Origin of the sequence: Actinomadura sp. NTSP31 (genome assembly GCF_041951385.1) — a bacterium.
Taxonomy (GTDB): Bacteria; Actinomycetota; Actinomycetes; order Streptosporangiales; family Streptosporangiaceae; genus Spirillospora; species Spirillospora napierensis.
In genome coordinates this window covers 97,036-115,393 of sequence record NZ_JBGNUT010000016.1, presented here as the reverse complement: position 1 = coordinate 115,393, position 18,358 = coordinate 97,036, and the positions used below count along the sequence as shown (strand labels likewise).

At 71.6% G+C, this 18,358-nt stretch carries 12 protein-coding genes and 1 pseudogene; 4 read left to right on the top strand and 9 right to left on the bottom strand.

Annotation, left to right across the window (positions count from 1 at the left end):
- Window positions 1–30 precede the first annotated feature (30 nt).
- The 3 genes from ACA514_RS26415 to ACA514_RS26405 are packed head-to-tail and all read right to left on the bottom strand — an operon-like array spanning window position 31 to window position 5,552.
- Window positions 31–2,034 (bottom strand): right-handed parallel beta-helix repeat-containing protein, encoded by a 2,004-nt coding sequence (locus tag ACA514_RS26415; RefSeq protein WP_375043918.1) that lies wholly within the window; start codon window positions 2,032–2,034, stop codon window positions 31–33.
- 1 nt (window position 2,035) lies between these two features.
- Entirely contained in the window at window positions 2,036–4,282 is a 2,247-nt protein-coding gene (locus ACA514_RS26410) for a right-handed parallel beta-helix repeat-containing protein (RefSeq protein ID WP_375043917.1), read from the bottom strand.
- A 1-nt stretch (window position 4,283) separates the two neighbouring features.
- Entirely contained in the window at window positions 4,284–5,552 is a 1,269-nt protein-coding gene (locus ACA514_RS26405; RefSeq protein WP_375043916.1) for a glycosyltransferase family 2 protein, read from the bottom strand.
- Window positions 5,553–6,054: 502 nt separating this feature from the next.
- On the opposite strand from ACA514_RS26405, the gene ACA514_RS26400 reads away from it, so the two are divergent.
- Together ACA514_RS26400 and ACA514_RS26395 are read left to right on the top strand one after the other, a co-directional pair.
- Window positions 6,055–7,887 carry an acyl-CoA dehydrogenase gene (locus ACA514_RS26400; RefSeq protein ID WP_375043915.1) on the top strand — a complete coding sequence of 611 codons (1,833 nt, stop codon included), beginning with the start codon at window positions 6,055–6,057 and terminating at the stop codon, window positions 7,885–7,887.
- A gap of 175 nt (window positions 7,888–8,062) precedes the next feature.
- The gene (locus ACA514_RS26395; RefSeq protein ID WP_375043914.1) at window positions 8,063–9,514 is read left to right on the top strand and encodes an OmpA family protein; all 1,452 of its coding nucleotides are present in this window, start codon (window positions 8,063–8,065) and stop codon (window positions 9,512–9,514) included.
- A 248-nt stretch (window positions 9,515–9,762) separates the two neighbouring features.
- Here the strand turns inward: ACA514_RS26395 and ACA514_RS26390 are convergent, their stop codons facing one another.
- The 6 genes from ACA514_RS26390 to ACA514_RS26365 all read right to left on the bottom strand — a co-directional run bounded on the left by ACA514_RS26390 (window position 9,763) and on the right by ACA514_RS26365 (window position 17,232).
- Entirely contained in the window at window positions 9,763–10,239 is a 477-nt protein-coding gene (locus ACA514_RS26390; RefSeq protein ID WP_375043913.1) for a nuclear transport factor 2 family protein, read from the bottom strand.
- A 180-nt stretch (window positions 10,240–10,419) separates the two neighbouring features.
- Complete coding sequence (locus tag ACA514_RS26385) at window positions 10,420–11,766, bottom strand: lipase family protein (RefSeq protein ID WP_375043912.1); 1,347 nt, start codon at window positions 11,764–11,766, stop codon at window positions 10,420–10,422.
- A 157-nt stretch (window positions 11,767–11,923) separates the two neighbouring features.
- Window positions 11,924–13,285: a dihydrolipoamide acetyltransferase family protein gene (locus ACA514_RS26380; RefSeq protein WP_375043911.1), complete on the bottom strand. Its 1,362-nt coding sequence runs from the start codon at window positions 13,283–13,285 to the stop codon at window positions 11,924–11,926.
- A 5-nt stretch (window positions 13,286–13,290) separates the two neighbouring features.
- Window positions 13,291–14,280, bottom strand: coding sequence for an alpha-ketoacid dehydrogenase subunit beta (locus tag ACA514_RS26375; protein ID WP_375043910.1), 990 nt, complete (start codon window positions 14,278–14,280; stop codon window positions 13,291–13,293).
- Window positions 14,277–15,410, bottom strand: coding sequence for a pyruvate dehydrogenase (acetyl-transferring) E1 component subunit alpha (gene pdhA, locus ACA514_RS26370; protein ID WP_375043909.1), 1,134 nt, complete (start codon window positions 15,408–15,410; stop codon window positions 14,277–14,279). The genes ACA514_RS26375 and pdhA overlap by 4 nt, the downstream gene beginning before the upstream one ends.
- A gap of 202 nt (window positions 15,411–15,612) precedes the next feature.
- On the bottom strand, window positions 15,613–17,232 hold the full coding sequence (locus ACA514_RS26365) for a hypothetical protein (protein WP_375043908.1): 1,620 nt from the start codon (window positions 17,230–17,232) through the stop codon (window positions 15,613–15,615).
- A 119-nt stretch (window positions 17,233–17,351) separates the two neighbouring features.
- On the opposite strand from ACA514_RS26365, the pseudogene purS reads away from it, so the two are divergent.
- Together purS and ACA514_RS26355 are read left to right on the top strand one after the other, a co-directional pair.
- Window positions 17,352–17,588: pseudogene (purS, locus tag ACA514_RS26360) on the top strand (phosphoribosylformylglycinamidine synthase subunit PurS); the annotation flags it as partial.
- Between the two features lie 287 nt (window positions 17,589–17,875).
- Complete coding sequence (locus ACA514_RS26355; protein ID WP_375044026.1) at window positions 17,876–18,316, top strand: ATP-binding protein; 441 nt, start codon at window positions 17,876–17,878, stop codon at window positions 18,314–18,316.
- Window positions 18,317–18,358 lie beyond the last annotated feature (42 nt).

The following is an 18,358-nucleotide window of genomic DNA, read 5'->3' as shown; positions in this document are numbered from 1 at the left end:
CTGGTGCGTCGTGCCGCCGTCGGCGCCGGGCTACCGCCCGCCGCGCGCACCGACCCGCTGACCGTCCTCGGAGGGGACGGTATCGGCGCGGCGGAGCAGCCGCACGGGCCGCTCCTCGAGCTTGTCCTGCTCCGCGTACGGGTGGGAGCCGAGGCTGCCGATGCGCAGCCGGGTGCCGCGGGACCGGAACATCGAGATGGCCACCAGCAGGAACACGCCGCCCCAGATGACGTTCAGCGGCTTGAAGATCCGCTTGAGCCAGGTCGTGAAGCCCGCGGTCTTGTGCCACCCCTTGATGTTGTTGTTCGCGTTCTGGTACTTGCCGGTGGCCCCGTCGAGGTCCATGACGCTCGTCCCGGCGCCGCTCAGCGTGTTGCCGGTGATCACCGAGCCGTTGACGTTGCCGCGCAGCGTGATGCCGTGCCGGTGCGCCGACTGCACCGTGTTGCCGTTGAAGGTGCCGTTGGCGTTGCGGATGTACAGCGCCGTCTTGCCGCCGCTGACGACGTTGCCGGACACCGTCGCGGCCGCCATGCCGTCCCGCACGACGATCCCCTGCCGGGCGAAGCCCTTGATCTGGTTCCCGGCGATCTGGATCCGGGTGCCCTTCGCGCGCGCCACGATCCCCATGTCGCCGCCGGTGATCCGGCTGTTCTGCACGGCGACGGCGGTGCCGCCGAGCAGCTCGACCCCGTACCGCCGGTTGTTGCTGGCGACGCTGCTGCTCACCAGGTTGTTGCCGAAGCTGGTGATCGCCTCGCCGGACGCCGACGGGCCCTCGGCGAGCGGCTCCCCGTTCAGCGTGAACCCGTTGCCGCCGTTGTCGCTGGACGTGCAGTTGGTGACGTGGACGCCCTCGGTCCCGCGCGACAGCACGAAGCCGTCCCCGCGGCTGGCGGTGACCGTGGTGTTCTCCAGCGTCGCGTTCTTGGCGAACCGGTGCAGCAGCACCCCGTTCACCAGGCTGTTCCTGATGGCGGTGTTGGTGATCTGCACCTGGTTCGACGCCGTCACGAACACCCCGTAGGCGTCGCCGTCGAAGCTGGAGTTGTCGATCGTCCCGCTGACCAGGCTCGCCGCCGGCACCTCGAACGTGCCGCCCTTGCCCGCCGCGCCCGCCGGGGTGACCTCGACCCGCTGGCGGTCGCCCTGCGTGGTCTCGTTCTGGCCGTCCGGCAGGGTCACCCGGTGCGCCGGGCCGGGGTCGGCCAGCTCGGCGGACGAGTCGGGGCGGTCCGAGCCGGTCAGCGCGACGCCGCCGGTGCGGCCGCTCCAGAAGCCGAGGTCCGACACCTGCGTGTACTTCATGTCGAAGCTGCCGCCGATGGCGCGGATGTAGGAGCGCCCGTCGGCGACCTGGGTGTCGGGCTTGTTGGTGTCCTCGTTCCAGCTGGTGATCCGGACCGGGTTCTGCGCCGACCCGTTGATCTTGACGGTGCCGCCCGCGCTGACGATCGAGGTGAACGCGCCGGGCACGCTGCGCATCCGGATCGTCAGCGGCCCGGTCGAGCTCTGCAGGATCAGCTTGCCGCCCGCCGCGACCATGATGTTGACGCTGAGCAGGTACGACCCGTCGCTCTGCTTCTGGAAGTCCTGGCCCGCGATCTTGACCAGTTCGGAGACGTAGTAGGGCTGGCTGCGCTGCGGGAGCATCAGCGTGCGGCCGTTGGCGGAGGCCAGCACCTGCGGGTTGCGGGCCTGCTGCGCCGCCGCGCCGCCGCCCGCGATGTCGGACTCCTGCTTGGCGCGGATCTGCATGACCCGCAGGTCCTCCTGGTCGACCAGCGTCGACTGCTGCCGCGCCGCGCTCGGGGACACGTCGTCGACCGCGGGCAGCCCCGCGTCCCGCTGGGAGTAGACGCGGTAGGCGTACGTCCCGCCGCCCGCGAGACCGAGCACCACCAGCGTCGTGACGAGCTTGCCGGCGCCGCCCTTCTTCTTCGCCGCGGCGCCGTGCCGCGGCCCGGACGGCCCGGCCGCCGGATCGGGCCCGGCGGACGGGGTCGGCCGGGAGACCGGAGTCGGCCCGCTCATGTCAGACCCCCCTTCGTTGCGGCTGCGGGACGCCGCCGCGCGGCGTCGGGTGCGGCGGCGTCGCCGGCGGCGGCACCGGGCGCGGACCGGTCGTCTGCGAGGAGTGCGGCGCGACCGGCTGCGGGCCGCGCGGCGGCGCCGCCGGGCGGCGCACGTTGCCGGGGACCGTCGGCGGCGCGGACGGCCCGCCGGGCGGCGGCGCCACGTGCCGGCCGGCGACGGGCTGGCCGGGCACCGGTGCGGCCAGCGGGTTGCCGCCGCGGCCGCCGGCCCCGGCGCCCGCCATCGCCGGCGCACCCGGCATGGCGCCCGGCATCGGGCCCGGCATCGGGCCGGGCCGCGCCGGCATCGGGCGCGGCTGCGGCTGCGCCGAGCGGCGCGGCAGGCTCCACACCTGCCGCTTCTCCATCGGCTGCTGCAGCGTGTAGGGGTGCAGCCCGAGCCGGCCGATGCGCTGCCGGTCGTTGCGCGCCCGGATCATCGAGAAGATGACCACGGCGAACACGCACGTCCAGATGACGTTCAGCGGCGTCAGGTACCGCTGGACCTTCATCCACAGCGACGCGGTGTCGTGCCAGCCGTCGTCGTTGTTGTCCTCCTTGGTCACCTTCCCGTGCGACCGGGAGGTGCTGACCGCGCTGGTGCCGGACCCGCTGAGGGTGTTGTCGCGGATCTCCGAGCCGCCCGCCGACCCGAGCAGCGAGATGCCGTGCGCGGTCGCGCCCTTGATCGTGTTGCCGAGCAGGGTGGCGGACGAGCCGCGCAGGTAGATGCCGGTGCGGGCGCCGTCCACGGTGTTGCCGGCGAGGTTCGCGCCCTTCACCCCGTCGCGCAGCGAGATGCCCTGCCGGACCTGCCCGGTCAGCTGGTTCCCGGAGATCTGCACGTTGGTCGCGGCGTCCCGGACGACGATGCCCATGTCGCCGCCGATGACCTTGCTGTTCTGCACCGACAGCTTGTCGCCGCCGAGCAGCTCGATGCCGTAGTGGCCGTTGTCCCTGGCCAGGCTGTTGTTGATCGAGCTGTCGCCGAAGCTCTCCAGCGACTCGCCGGACGCGGACGGGCCCTCCGCGAGCGCCTTGCCGTTCAGGGTGAAGCCGTTGTGGCCGTTCTTCTCCGCCGTGCAGTTGGAGACGCGGATCTTCTCGGTCGCCCGCGACAGCACGAACCCGTCGCCCCTGCTGCCGCGCACCGTCGTGTTGGAGATGGTGGCGTTCTTCGCGAACCGGTGCATGACCAGCCCGTTCACCAGGCTGTTCTGGATCGCGTTGCCGATGATCTGGGTCTGGTTGGAGCCGGACACGAACAGCCCGAACGCGTCGCCGGCGATGGTGGAGTTGCTGATCGAGCCGGTGACCAGGTCGGCGGCCGGGACGTGCGTCGCGGTGCCGCCGGGCGCCTCGGTCTCGATGTCGCCGGGGCCGCCGCCGGTGTTGCCGCCGTTCTGCTGCTGCTGTTGGCGCTTCTTCTTCGCCGCGTGCCGCTGGTCCTTGTTCAGGTGCTTGGTGGCGCTGGACGGGCGGTCGGTGCCGGTCAGCGCGATGCCGCCCGTCCGGCCGCTCCAGAAGCCGAGGTCGTTGACCTTCGCGTAGTCCATTTTGAACTCGCCGCCGACGGCGCGGATGTAGGCGCGGCCGTCCGCGACCTGCCGGTCCGGGGCGTTGAGGCGCGGGTTCCAGCTGGTGATCTGCACCGGGGCGCGCTGGGTGCCCTTGACCTGGATGGTGCCGCCGAAGCTGACGATGGAGCTGAACGCCCCCGGCAGGCTGCCCATCCGCAGGACCAGCGGGCCCGGCCCGCTGGACAGCAGGAGCTTGGCGCCGTCGGCCACGAACACGTGGATGCCGAGCAGGTAGGAGCCGTCCCCCTGGCGCTTGAAGTACTGCCCGCCGAACTTGGCCAGGTCGGCGACCGTGTAGGCGCGTCCGGTGGTCGTCGCCGGCAGGACCAGCGTCTTGCCCTGCGCGGAGCCGAAGATCTGCGGGCGCTTCCACTGCGCGGTCGCCTGCCCGCCGATCATCAGGGTCGCCGCGAGCACGGACCGCGTCTGCATGATCCGCTGGTCCTCCCGGTCGACCAGCGCGGCCTGCCGGTTGGCGTCGGCGACGGGGTCGGCGTGCGCGCGCGGCGCCGGCGTCCCGGGCAGCAGGCCCAGCGGGACGAGCCCGAGGCCGAGCGCGGCCGCGGCCGTGGCGAGGCCCCGCCCCGAGGCGCCGGGAAGGCGCGGGCGGAGGTTCGGGTGCGTCACCTCAGCCCACTCCCTGGAGCGAGCTCGCGCTCTGCCCGGCGCCGCCGACCTGGTCGGAGGTGCGGGTCAGCCAGCCCTGCTTGTTCATCGTGATGAAGGCGTACAGCTTGATCGGCAGCGAGATGCCGATGACGACGAACACGGTCAGGGGCAGCAGCAGGATCTCTCCGGGGTGCCGCTTGAGGTGCGACCAGCCGCGGACGCCGCGGCCGAGCAGCACCCAGCCGAGCGCCAGCGAGATGCCGATCGGGTTGAGGTTGTCGGCGATCCGGCTGAAGATCAGGTAGCCGAGGGTGACCGCCATCGTGACCGGGGTCAGCAGGATCTGCAGCACGGTGACCTTGGTGACGAACGGCGTCTTCCACAGCCAGCCCTTCCACAGGGCGGTGAGGTAGCAGCGGTAGGAGTTGCGGCTCCACCGGATGCGCTGCTTGAAGAAGGCCCGGAACGAGTCGGGGAACATCGAGATCGCGCGCGCCGACGACTGGTGCACGGTCTTGTAGCCCTGCGACAGGGTGAGCCAGGTGAGCCGGCCGTCGTCGCCGGCGATGCAGCGGCGGCCGAGGAAGAACTCGTTCTCCAGGTTCTCCACCACCGGCAGGATCACCGACCGGCGGTAGGCGGCGGTGCGGCCGGACAGGCAGGCGACGCCGCCCTTGGAGCCCATCGCCGGGACGTAGTCGTAGTAGCGCAGGTTGACCAGCCAGTCGGCGACGCGGCGCCAGACGCTGGTGGTGCGCTGGTAGACGTTCTGCTGGGTGCCGACGCCGCCGACCTGCGGGTCCTCGAACGGCATCTGCACCGCGTCCAGCAGGCCGGGCTGCCACCAGGTGTCGGAGTCGGCGAACACGATGACCTCGCCGCGGGCGGCGCGGATGCCGACGCCGAGCGCGGAGCGCTTGCCGGAGTGCTCGTAGACGAGCACGTGCAGCCGCGGGTCGGTGACCTGGGCGAGCCGCCGGTGCCCCTCGGTGTCGGCGACGTCGATCACGATGATGACCTCGCTGGGGTTCTGGGCGAGCCAGCTCTCCAGGCAGCGGACGAGGATCTCGGGGTCCTCGCGGTAGGACGGGACCACGACCGAGACGGTCGTCCGGAAGTTGTTGACCACCGGCTTGTCCATGCGGGACAGGATCACCCGGTAGAGCCAGAGCCCCCAGACGAGCAGCCCGGCGAAGCCCAGCGGAACGAACTTCCGCCAGTCGCCCCCGGCCGTCGCCCCCGCGACCGAACTCCAGGCGTCACTCAGCCACCCCGTGACAGACGACAAAACAGGTCCTCTCTCTCCCGTGGCGACGGAGCTTGCCGACTCTTGCGACCCCGTGCCACCTCAAGTAAGAGTGAGCAGACCAGCAAATGGTTCACCTTTGCCAGATTCGGCCACGCGTGCCCCATTGGGGGCGCTCTTTATCGGTGCGCCCGGATGCCCGTCAAGGACCGGCCGGGAATCGTTCGCCAACCGATGTGCTCGTAAGGTCCCGGACGCACGGGCGCCGCGATTCGGAAACACCCGACTGGGAGTTAGTGGCCGTGTATAGGGCTAGTAGTCCGAAAGGTGGTTGTTTGTCCGTATTTCCCTACGTCTCGGTAACCGGCTTGTGATTCGCGTCACGTTGAGCGACCGGTCGAGGCGCGGATGTGGCCTGCGTCCCGTGACGCGTCCGGTTTTGGGTGGTTGCCACTGGTTACCAGCGGGTAGCATGATGTCGAGTTACTGACCAGTAGACGTGTGCGGGGCCGTCCTGGCGCCGCCGGACCAGACGGAGTCTCGAATGGGGCACTACAAGAGCAACCTCCGGGACCTGGAGTTCAACCTCTTCGAGGTGTTCAAGCGCCAGGACCTGCTCGGCAGCGGACCGTACGCCGACCTGGACGAGGACACCGTGCGCAGCATCCTCGACGAGGTGAACCGGCTCGCCGAGGGCCCGCTGGCCGACTCCTTCGAGGACGCGGACCGCAACCCGCCGAAGTTCGACCCCGCCACCGGCGACGTCGCCATGCCGGAGAGCTTCAAGAAGTCGTTCAAGGCGTGGATGGACGCCGAGTGGTACCGCCTGGACCTCGCCCCCGAGTTCGGCGGCAGCGGCGCCCCCCGCTCGCTGACCTGGGCCGTCGCCGAGCAGGTGCTGGGCGCCAACCCGGCGGTCTACATGTTCGCCTCGGGCCCCGGCTTCGCCCAGATCCTCTGGCACATCGGCACCCCCGAGCAGAAGAAGTTCGCCGAGCTCGCGCTCGAGCGGCAGTGGGGCGCCACGATGGTGCTGACCGAGCCGGACGCCGGCTCCGACGTCGGCGCGGGCCGCACCAAGGCCGTCCAGCAGCCCGACGGCACCTGGCACATCGAGGGCGTCAAGCGCTTCATCACCTCGGCCGAGCACGACATGGCCGAGAACATCTTCCACCTGGTGCTGGCCCGCCCCGAGGGCGCCGGCCCCGGCACCAAGGGCCTGTCGATGTTCCTCGTCCCCAAGTACCTGGTGGACGTCGAGACCGGCGAGCTCGGCGAGCGCAACGGCGCCTACGTCACCAACGTCGAGAAGAAGATGGGCCTCAAGGTCTCCACGACCTGCGAGCTCACCCTCGGCGAGAAGCAGCCCGCGGTCGGCTACCTCGTCGGCGACGTGCACCAGGGCATCAAGCAGATGTTCCTGGTCATCGAGTACGCCCGGATGATGGTCGGCACCAAGGCCATCGCCACCCTGTCCACCGGCTACCTGAACGCGCTGGAGTACGCCAAGGAGCGCGTCCAGGGCGCCGACATGACGCAGATGACCGACAAGGCCGCCCCGCGCGTCACGATCACCCACCACCCGGACGTCCGCCGCAGCCTGATGACCCAGAAGGCCTACGCCGAGGGCATGCGGGCGCTGGTGCTGCTCACCGCCTCCTACCAGGACGCCGTGCAGGTCGCCGAGCACGAGGGCCGCCGGGACGAGCAGGCCGAGAAGATCAACGACCTGCTGCTGCCGATCGTCAAGGGCTTCGGCTCCGAGCGGGCCTACGCGCTGCTCGGCGCCGAGTCGCTGCAGACCTTCGGCGGCTCGGGCTTCCTGCAGGAGTACCCGGTCGAGCAGTACATCCGCGACTCCAAGATCGACACCCTGTACGAGGGCACCACCGCGATCCAGGGCCAGGACCTGTTCTTCCGCAAGATCCTGCGGGACAACGGCGAGGCGCTGAAGGTGCTCGCCGGCGAGATCAAGGCGTTCGCCGAGTCCGAGGCCGGCAACGGCCGGCTGAAGAACGAGCGGGCGCTGCTCGGCCGGGCCCTCGACGACGTGCAGGGCATCCTGGACCCGATGATCGGGTGGGCGCTCGGCTCGATGGAGAACCCGAAGGAGCTGTACCGGGTCGGGCTCAACACCTCCCGGCTGCTGCTCGCCCTCGGCGACCTGATCGTCGCGTGGCTGCTGTGCCGGCAGGCCGAGGTCGCCCTCACCGCCCTCGGCGGCGGCGTCTCGGACTCCGACCAGGCGTTCTACACCGGCAAGGTCGCCGCCGCGCAGTTCTTCTGCCAGACCGTGCTGCCCCGCCTCGCGTCCGACCGCGCCGTCACCGAGGCCACCACCCTGGACGTGATGGAGCTGCCCGAAGAGGCGTTCTGATCCGGTCCTGAGCCCCACCCGCCTCCCGCGGACTGGGAACGAGCGGCCCCCGCCACCCTCGGTGCGGCGGGGGCCGCTGCCGTTCCCGCGCCCCGGTCACTACTCTGGGCGCGTCCCCCCGCCTCCCCCCACCGAACCGGAGAAGCCGATGCCGGACATCCGACACCGCGTCTCTATGCGTCTCCCCCTGGCCGTGTCCCTCGCCGGGGTGCTGGTCGCCGCAGGCTGCTCCGACTCCGGCAAGGCGGGCAAGAGCGACCCGCCGACGGCCAAGGCCGGCGGCTCCACCACGCCCACGGCGACCGCCGCGGCGGCCGGGTTCGCCAGGGAGGGCTGGTTCGGCGGCGCGGACGGCCTGCACGCCCGGCTGCAGATCACCGGCGTCGAGCGGCAGGGCGCCAAGTCCGTCCTGAAGTACAGCGTGACCTCGCTCGACCAGGCCCCGAAGTCGGTGCCGCTCGAGATCGCCCTGGTCGACCCCGTGGGCGGGAAGCTGTACAAGCCGACCGCGACCACCAGCGGCGAGCAGTTCGCGCCCGGCGCCACCCGGCAGATGCAGGCCGAGTACCCGGCCGTCCCGCAGACCGTCCAGAAGCTCACCGCGATCACGCCGGGGACGGCCGGCGAGTACACCGGCATCCCCGTGACGGGCACGGGCGACTCTCCCGCCGCCGGCTCCGGGACGTCCGGCGGGAACCCGGTCGAGCTGTACGACATCACCGAGGGCGAGATCAAGGACGTCACGTCCAGCGGCACCGACGTGACGATGAACCTGCGCACCGACGTGCTGTTCGCGTTCAACTCCGCCAAGCTCTCCGGCCGCGCCAAGGCCGTCCTCGACGAGGCGGCGCAGGAGATCAAGGCCAAGGCCGACCCGGACAAGCGGCCGCTGTCCTTCGACGGCCACACCGACAGCAAGGGCAGCGACTCCTACAACCTCAAGCTGTCCCGCCAGCGCGCCGAAGCCGTCATGGGCGAGATGAAGAAGCGGCTCGGCAACGCGTTCAAGTACTCCGCGCACGGCAAGGGCGAATCCGAACTGATCGCCAAGGAGGGCGGCAAGGACGACGCGCAGGCCCGCGCCCGCAACCGCCGCGTCGAGATCTCCTACGTCGTCCGGCAGCAGACCGACGGCACCACCGGCTCCTCCACCGCCGCCGCCGGTGGGCGCGGCGGCACCACGGCGCCCGCCGCCTTCCGCGCCCAGGACGGCAACACCGTCGCCAGCCGCTACGGCCGCTTCGGCGCCGACAAGCGCCGCCTCGACGTCAAGCCCTTCTACCGCGACGGCGCCTACCTCGTCTGCGTCTTCACCATCACCGACGAGGGCCCCGGAACCACCCCGCCCAACGCGAACTACGCGCACAAGGACTACCCGGGCGGCGCGTTCACTTCGTTCTCCGTCCTCGCGCAGGGCGGCAAGGACGTCTACCGGGCCGTCCGCGTCGGCCCCGGCGACCCCGGCAAGCCCGCCGCCTACGTCGACCCGGGCCGCGCCACCTTCGTCACCGCCGCGAACCAGCCGCAGCGCGGCTTCGTCTACGTCCCGGCCCCTCCCGGCGACATCACGTCGGTCGTCTTCGACGGCGGCCCCTTCGGCAAGGTCCTCAACGTCCCGGTCTCGTGATCTCGCCCGGCGTCACGGCTTGGTGCAGCCGACCACTGCCGGCCACCCGTTGGAGTCCATCGTCGCGAAGGACACGGCCACGTACGGGCTCGGCGGCCGGTCGTCCGGCGACTTGGCCATCCCGGACGCGACCGGCGGTGACCGGCGGGAGTTGATGCGGGCGCATCTCACGGCCCCGGTGCCCGTGGAGACCGTTTCCGAGCCGCTGCGGCCGCTCGTCTTATGCCGGTGGCCGGTCTATTCCGGGTTCAATTCTCGTCCGCGAGGGCGTAGTGCCGCCTCACGGCGCCGAGGACTTCCCCTAGCCGGCCACGGGCCTGGGCGGAGCGCAGGTGATCCAGGTAGTCGCGGGATTCGATGATCTTCCCGTCCCGGACGCGAAGGACGAAGACCGCGGGAATGGTGAACGGCTCGCCGGTCTCCACCACGATTCCCTCGTACCGGAACTCGGCGACGATGACCTCGGGGTCCGCCGTCTCGTGGACGGCGATCCCGGTCGGTCGGCGGCGCAGGGTGTGCCCTGTAGGGGTGCCGGGCGGCGCGGTGAGCCCGAAGTGCGCGCGCAGTTCGTCGAGGGATCGCAGCGGGGGCGGCGCGAGCGGATGGAAAGGATGCTCGACATGGAGCCGTTCGGCGTAAAGGTCGATCACCTCCTCCCAGCGTTCCTCGCAGACGCCGTGCACAAGCTTCAGAAAGACCTCGCGGGGAGTCAGGGGTTCGGGCATGCGCCCAGGATAGTTCGTTGAGGAATTATTCGTCAACGAACTATCGGGTCGATCGCTCAGCGCGGAGCATTCGCTCAGGCGCTGGGCCACCAGGCCGGCCGGTAGGGCGCGGGCTCTAGGTCTGCCGAGCATGACGAGGGCGCGCGCCGGGGTGGCGCGCGCCCTTGTGTTGCTGGGGTTCTAGGGCTGGGACGGCAGGGTCTTGCAGGTGGAGGAGGACGGCTTGCCGGCCAGGCGGTCGGTCAGCCAGGTGACCGCGTCGCCCTGGTCGAGGAGGAGCGGCGCGAAGTGGTTCAGGAGCGTCTTGTCGCCGAGGTTCGGCAGGTCGACGGGGACGTAGCTGACGTTGCCGCCCTTGCGGCACCAGTCGGCGGCGAGCCGGCGTGCCTGCGCGTGGGGGACGATGTCGTCCTTGACGCCGGTCGTCAGCCGGACGGGCCCGGCGGGCTTGCGCGTGCCGATGCGCTGCTTGTCCAGGATGGCCTGCGCTTCGGGGAGGGCGGCGATGACGTCGCCGATGGACTTGCCGCCGACGCTCCACTTGGTGCTCGACGTGAAGCCGTACTTGAGGAGCACGTCGCCCACGCACATGGTGGACATGTCCTTGAGCGCGGCCTTGCCCGCCGCGTTGATGTTGGCGTCGACGATGCGGCGCAGGGCGGGGTCGGACTGGGCGAAGCCGTTGATCGACCAGCCGAGCGCCCCGACGAGCGCGCTGCCGTCGATGCCCTTCATGACGGCGGTCAGGTCGGCGGGCGGCGCGCCGGCGTAGGTGCCGGCCAGGTGGACGTCGGGCGCGTAGGCCGGCTGGAGTTCGGCCGCCGCGGCGCTGGCGCCGCCGCCCTGGCTGTAGCCGTAGAGCCCGACCTTGGAGTGCGCCGTGATGGACGCTCCCGGTACGGCGTGCGCGGCGCGGGCGGCGTCCAGCAGGGCGTGTCCCTCGTCGAGGCGGTTGACGTAGGTGTGGAGCCGGTCGGTGGCGCCGAGACCGACGTAGTCGGTGACGACGACGGCCGCGCCGGTGGCCAGCACCCGGTAGACGGCCAGGTCCTCGTACGAGACGGACATGGTGTCGCCGGTCAGCGTCAGCGGGTTCTGCAGGGAGTAGGACGGGGCGCACTGGTCGCCCTGGCCCATCGTCCCGGAGGCCAGCGCGACCAGGGGCCGGGGGCCCTGCCCCTTCCAGGCCGCCGTGGGTTCGATGTAGGCGCCGGTCACCGCGACGGGCTTGCCGTTGGAGTCGGTCGACTTGTACATCAGGCGCGTCGCCTTGCCGGGCAGCGGGCGGCCGTCCAGGCCCGGCAGGCTGAGCCCGAGCGGGAGCGGCTCGGTCCGGACGAGGGTGCCGTTGGACGGGGGCAGCGCGGCGGGCGGGGTGTAGAAGGCCGGGATCGTGACTCCCCGGGACACCACGGGCGCCGGGCCCGGGGTCGCCGCCAGGCTCGGTCCGGCCTGAACGGTCGCCGCGAGGGCGCCCGCCGCCGACACGGCCAGCGTCCTGCGCACCAGGGTTCCGCTTCTCCGCATGCTCGCTCCAGGTAAGGCTGATAAGAACCCACTTACTCTGTCATCTGTTGACGTTCAGTCCTATAAGCGGGGCGAGCATTCGGACCGCTCCAATCCACCTCCAGATGACATGCCGAAGGCGCGCGCCCCGGCCGGGACGCGCGCCTTCGGGTCGGAATCAGCCCCAGGCGAGCATGCGCAGGGGGTCCTCGAGCATGTCGCCGACGTCGCGCAGGACGCGGGAGCCGAGTTCGCCGTCGACGATCCGGTGGTCGAACGACAGCGCGAGCGTGGTGACCTTGCGGATCGCCAGCTCGCCCTCGTGCACCCACGGCATGTCGCGGATCTGGCCGAAGGCCAGGATCGCGGCCTCGCCGGGGGTGAGGATCGGGGTCCCGGTGTCCACGCCGAACACGCCGACGTTGGTGATGGTGATGGTCCCGTCGGACAGGTCGGCGGGCGACGCCTTGCCCGCCCGGGCCGTGTCGGCCAGCTCGGTCAGCGCGCGCGCCAGGCCGGGCAGGGAGAGGCCCTGCGCGCCCTTGATCTTCGGGACGATCAGGCCCCGGTCGGTGGCGGCGGCGATGCCGAGGTTGACGTACGGCTTGACGACGATCTCCGCGCCGGACGGGCCGTCCGCCCAGGTGGAGTTCACCATCGGGTGGCGCGCGACGGCGGTGAGCAGCGCGCGCGCGACGAGCAGGAGCGGGGAGACCTTGACGCCTGCGAAGTCGGGGAGTTCGCGGAGCCGGGTCACCGCCTCCATCGTGCGGGTCACGTCGACCTGGAGGAACTCGGTGACGTGCGGCGCCGTGAACGCCGAGGCCGACATCGCGGCGGCGGTCGCCTTGCGGACGCCCTTGACCGGGATCCGCTCCTCGCCCCCGGTCACGCGGGGCGCGGGCGCGGTTGATCCCGCCTGCGCGGCGCGGACGTCGTCGCGGGTGATCGAGCCGTTCGGGCCGGAGCCGGTGATCGTCGTCAGGTCGACGCCGAGGTCCCTGGCCAGCTTGCGGACGGGAGGCTTCGCCAGCGGCAGCCCGTTTTCCACAGGCTGTGGACGGGCGGGCGCCGGCGGCGCGGGCGCTTGCGGCGGCACCGGCGCGGCGCCGTTGGACGCCTTGCGCGCGCGTCGCTTGGTCGACCCCTCCCTGACCCCGTAACCGACCAGGACCGGCTGCCGTTTCGGCTGGTCAGGGGCGGTCATCCCGGGTTCGGCGGCGGACGGGACGCCCTCCTCGCGCATCGCCGCCGCCTGCGCCGGGGGCTCGGAGACGGGGGTGGCGACGCCGCCCTCGGCCCCGGTGTCCACCGAGATGATCGGCACGCCGACGTCCACGGTCTGGCCCTCGGTGACCAGCAGCTCGGCGACCACGCCCTCGAACGGGCAGGGCAGCTCGACGATCGCCTTCGCCGTCTCGATCTCCACGATCGTCTGGTTGATCTCGACGGTGTCGCCCGGCTGGACGTGCCACTTGACGATCTCCGCCTCGGTCAGCCCCTCGCCGACGTCCGGCAGCTTGAACAGTTTCGGGCTCACGGGCGTCACCACGCGAAGGTCCGGTCGACCGCGTCCAGGATGCGGTCCAGGTCGGGCAGGTAATGGTCCTCGAGGCGGGACGGCGGGTACGGGGTGGAGAACCCGCCGACCCGCAGCACCGGCGCCTCCAGCCGGTAGAAGCACGTCTCGGTGATGCGGGCGGCCAGCTCGGCGCCGAACCCGCTGAACACCGGGGCCTCGTGCACGACGACGCAGCGCCCGGTGCGGTTCACCGAGCCGACGACCGCCTCGATGTCGAGGGGGTTGAGCGAGCGCAGGTCGATGACCTCCAGCGACCGCCCCTCCTCGGCGGCGGCCGAAGCGGCCTCCAGGCACGTCTTCACCGACGGCCCGTAGGCCAGCACCGTGGCGTGCTCGCCCGGACGGACGACCTTCGCGTCATGCAGCGGCGCCCAGCCGGCGGCGGGGGAGTCGGTGTCGACCTCGGCCTTGTCCCAGTACCGGCGCTTCGGCTCGAAGAAGATCACCGGGTCGGGGGAGGTGATCGACTGCTGGATCATCGAGAACGCGTCGGCCGGGTTGGAGCAGGCGACGACGCGCAGGCCGGCGGTGTGGGTGAAGTACGCCTCCGGCGACTCGGAGTGGTGCTCGACGGCGCCGATGCCGCCGCCGCACGGGATGCGGATCACGATCGGCAGCGACAGCTTGCCGAGCGAGCGCATGCCCATCTTGGCGAGCTGGGTGATGATCTGGTCGGCCGCCGGGAACACGAACCCGTCGAACTGGATCTCGCAGACCGGGCGGTAGCCGCGCAGCGCGAGCCCGATCGCGGTGCCGACGATGCCGGACTCGGCCAGCGGGGTGTCGATCACCCGCTCCTCGCCGAAGTCCTTCTGCAGCCCGTCGGTGATCCGGAAGACGCCGCCGAGCTTGCCGACGTCCTCGCCCATGACCAGGACCTTCGGGTCGTCCTCCATGGCCTTGCGCAGGCCGGCGTTCAGCGCCTTGCCGAGCGTCAGGGTCTGCGCGGTCACGACGCGGCCTCTTCCTCGAACGACGCGAGGTAGGCGGCGAACCGCTCCTGCTCCTCGGTCATCAGCGGATGGTCCTCGGCGTAGACGTGCTCGAACATCGACAGCGGCGCCGGGTCCGGCATGGCCAGGCAGCCCTCGCGCAGCTCCTTGGCGACCTGCTTGGCCTCGGCCTCGACCTCGTCGAGGAACGCGGTGCCGGCGAGCTCGTTGCGGATCAGGTACGCCTTGACCCGCTCGATCGGGTCCTTGAGCTTCCACGCCTCCTCTTCGGCCTTCAGCCGGTAGCGCGTGGGGTCGTCGGTGGTGGTGTGGGCGCCCATCCGGTACGTGTACGCCTCGATCAGCGTGGGGCCCTGGCCCGTCCGCGCGTTCTCCAGCGCCTTCCTGGTGACGGCCAGGCACGCGAACACGTCGTTGCCGTCCACCCGCAGCCCGGGGAACCCGTAGCCCTGCGCGCGCTTGTACAGCGGGATGCGCGACTGCTTCTCCAGCGGCTCGGAGATGGCCCACTGGTTGTTCTGGCAGAAGAACACGATCGGCGCGTTGAACACCGACGCGAACACGAACGCCTCGTTCACGTCGCCCTGCGACGTCGCGCCGTCGCCGAAGTAGGCGATCGTCCCGCCGGCGGACGGCGTGCCGAGCACCCCGTCGCGCTGGACGCCCATCGCGTAGCCGGTCGCGTGCAGCGTCTGGCTGCCGATCACGACGGTGTAGAGGTGGAAGCCGTGCTCGGCGGGGTCCCAGCCGCCGTGGCTGACGCCGCGGAACAGCCCGAGCAGCCGCAGCGGCTCCACGTCGCGGCACCACGCCACGCCGTGCTCGCGGTAGGTCGGGAAGACCATGTCGTGCTCGGACAGCGCCCGTCCCGAGCCGACCTGCGCGGCCTCCTGGCCGAGCAGCGACGCCCAGAGGCCGAGCTCGCCCTGCCGGGTCAGCGCGACGGCCTCCCGGTCGATCCGGCGGACGATCACGAGGTCGCGGTACAGGCCGCGGATCTCCTCGGTGCTCAGGTCCAGCGGGTAGTCCGGGTGCTCGACGCGCTCCCCCTCGGGGGTGAGCAGCCTGACGAGCTCGGGTTCGGCGAGCTCGGGGGCGTCGGGCGCGCCGCGGACGGAGTCGATCGTCATTGATGGCACTCCTCGTTCGGGGCCGGTGCGCGGGATCGCCGCACGGCCGGCCGATGTCAGCGGCCTTGCCCCCGGTAAGGGACAAAAGCCACCAAAGACATCGTGGCAGACATCACACCCAGGGATGCAAGGGCCGCCGCCTATCCCTTACCCCGCTCCGCCGCGCCGATCCGCCGTGACGCGCGCCACCCCGCGCCGCGCCTCACTCGCGGGAGAGCGCGCGCGTCGCGCCGGCCGCGACGGTCAGCCCGAGGACCAGCCCGCCCGCCACGATGAAGTTCGCCACCCACTGGTAGACGCCGCTCGGCGCGAACTCGACCTCCTGGCCGAGGCTGCCGATCGGCAGCAGCAGGTCGAGCGTGTAGAAGAAGGCGTTGAAGTGCGGCTTGTGCCCGGTGTCCAGGACGTCCGGCCGGTGCACGGAGAAGACGATCGTCCCGAAGGCGAGCAGCCCGATCAGCCAGCTCGCGGCCCGGAACGGCCGGTAGCCGTAACCGACCAGGATGTCCTGGAACCAGCCGACCGCCTTCAGCGGGATGCCCTGCGTGCGGCGCCGGTCGCGGGCCTTCGCGAGCAGGACGGAGCGCCCGTCGGCGTCCAGGCCGAGGGAGCGGTAGGTGGCGGCGAGCCGCTCGTACGGCTGCGGGGCGTAGCCGTCGCTGTCGCGGCGCAGCCAGGCCAGGCGCTCGCGCGCGCCGAGCGGCGGTTCGAGCGTCTCGTACTGCAGGCCGTCGAGCTGGAGCCGGTCCGGCCAGGTCGCCGCCTCGTCCCGCAGCAGGTTGATCCGCGCGTACGACAGGTCCGTGGTCCCGGCCACCTTGTCCGCCGGGCGCAGCAGGACCTCCTCCGCCTGGACGCGCTGGAGGCTCAGCGCCGTCCCCTGCTCGTGCCGCAGGTGCGCGCCCCGCAGGCTGAGCTGGCCGGTGACGTGCGCGCCGGAGAAGCTGACCGCGCCGTGCGCGGAGAAGCCGTCGGAGCAGTAGACGTCGGTCTCGACGGTGAGGTCGTCGGCGTTCAGCGCGGTGCGCTCGGGCGCCGACAGCTGCGCGCCGACGAACGACAGGTAGCCGCCGACGCGGGCGCCGCGCAGCCGGACCTCGCCCTCCGCGACGAACCCGCCGTCGCAGAACACGTTCGCGGCCACGTCCAGCCGGCTCGCGTACAGCGCCGCGCCGGACGGGTTGTGCAGCCGCGCCTTCCGGAAGATCAGCTGGCCGCCGACGCGGGCGCCGGGCAGCCGCACCTCCCCGTTGGCGGCGAACCCCTGGTCGCAGTAGACGTTCGCCTCGACCGTCAGCCGGTCGGCGAGCAGCGCGTCCCCGCCCGGATTGGACAGCTGGACGCCCGACATGTTCAGGATGCCGGTGATGTTCGCCCCGTCCAGCCAGAGCCCGCCGGTGATCCGGCTGCCCTCCAGCCACAGATGGCCGTCCACCCGCGTGCCGGACGCGACCAGCCCCGGCAGCCGGCAGGCCATCAGGTGGACGCTGTTCATGCTGGCCCAGTACAGGTGCGGGGCCTCGTCGAACGAGCAGGACGTCAGCGCCAGCGGGACGCGCACCTCGGCGTGCCCGAGGTTCAGCGACCCGGTGATGCGGGCGCCGCTGAGCCGTACGGCGGCGACCCGGCCCGGCTCCGGCTCCACCGCCCCGACCAGCAGCGCGACCAGGACCTCCGCCCTGACCATCCGGTCATGTCCCCAGTGCGCGGCGTACCCGGGATCGTCGCGGGCCGGATCCCCGGACGACAGGTCCACGGATTCGCCGCTCGGGAACGCCTCCCACAGGCGGCGCTCCGTTGGGGTCAGGTCGTCGATGTTCATCGGACGGCTCCGGGGGATGCGGGCGGGGTGCGGACGGGGGTGCGAGTGGGTCGCGTGGGCCAATGGTGCCGTACGCTTCAGGATCGTAAGGAAAAGCGCAGATCAGTGAGGGGGCGACCGTGGCGCGTGTCGTCGTCGACGTCATGCTCAAGCCGGAGATCCTCGACCCGCAGGGCCAGGCGATCGCCCGGAAGCTGCCGCAGATGGGGTTCGACGGCGTCGTGGCCGTCCGGCAGGGCAAGCGGTTCGAGGTCGAGCTCGAAGGGCCGGCCGACGAGGCGGCGCTCGAGCGGGTGCACCGGATCGCCGGAACGCTGCTCGCCAACCCGGTGATCGAGAACTTCGAGGTCCGGGTGCTCTCGTCCGAGGAGCTCCCGCCCGACGACCTCCAGCAGGGCCTCCAGGGGGAGTCTCCGCAGGTCGAAGGGGGTCACGCGGACGCGCCGCAGGGCGGGGCGACGCAGGACGAAGGGCCCGGCCTGCCGTCCGAGGGCCTGCCCGGCGAAATGAAAGACCGGACAGTATAGCGGTTACGGAAGATTCCGGCGGGGAAGTCTTAGCTGCGTCGAGTCGTCGAGCACGCTCCGGGTCCGGGGGCCCTGCCGGGAGGCCCGGGGCATGACACGAGGTGTCCGGGGTGGATATGGAGTTCGCGCTCGCGCTGCCACGGGAGGCTCCGAGCATCCCGGTCGTACGGCGGGTGGTGGGGGACGCGCTGCGGGGGCTGGGCGTCGCCGAGGACTGCGTCGCCGACATCCTCGTCGCCGCCTCCGAGGCGTGCACCAACGTCGTCCAGCACGCCCGCGCCACCGGTGACTACCGCGTCGCCGGCCGCGTCGACGAGGGCACCTGCCTGCTGGAGATCGAGGACGGCGGCCACGGGCCCCGTCCCGTCCCACGAGACCCGGGCGTTTTGAGCGAATCCGGGCGCGGGATTAAAATCATGCGGGCGCTGGTGGACGATCTGGACATCGACCGCACGCCCGACCGGGGCACCATCGTTCACCTGCGGAAGCGCCTGACCTGGCGGGACGGGGCACTGGTGGACCGCCTCGACCACCGGCTCATGCACAGCGCCGGGTAGATTGGTACACGCGCGGGGGGATTGTGCGACGCGCGCAGCGGT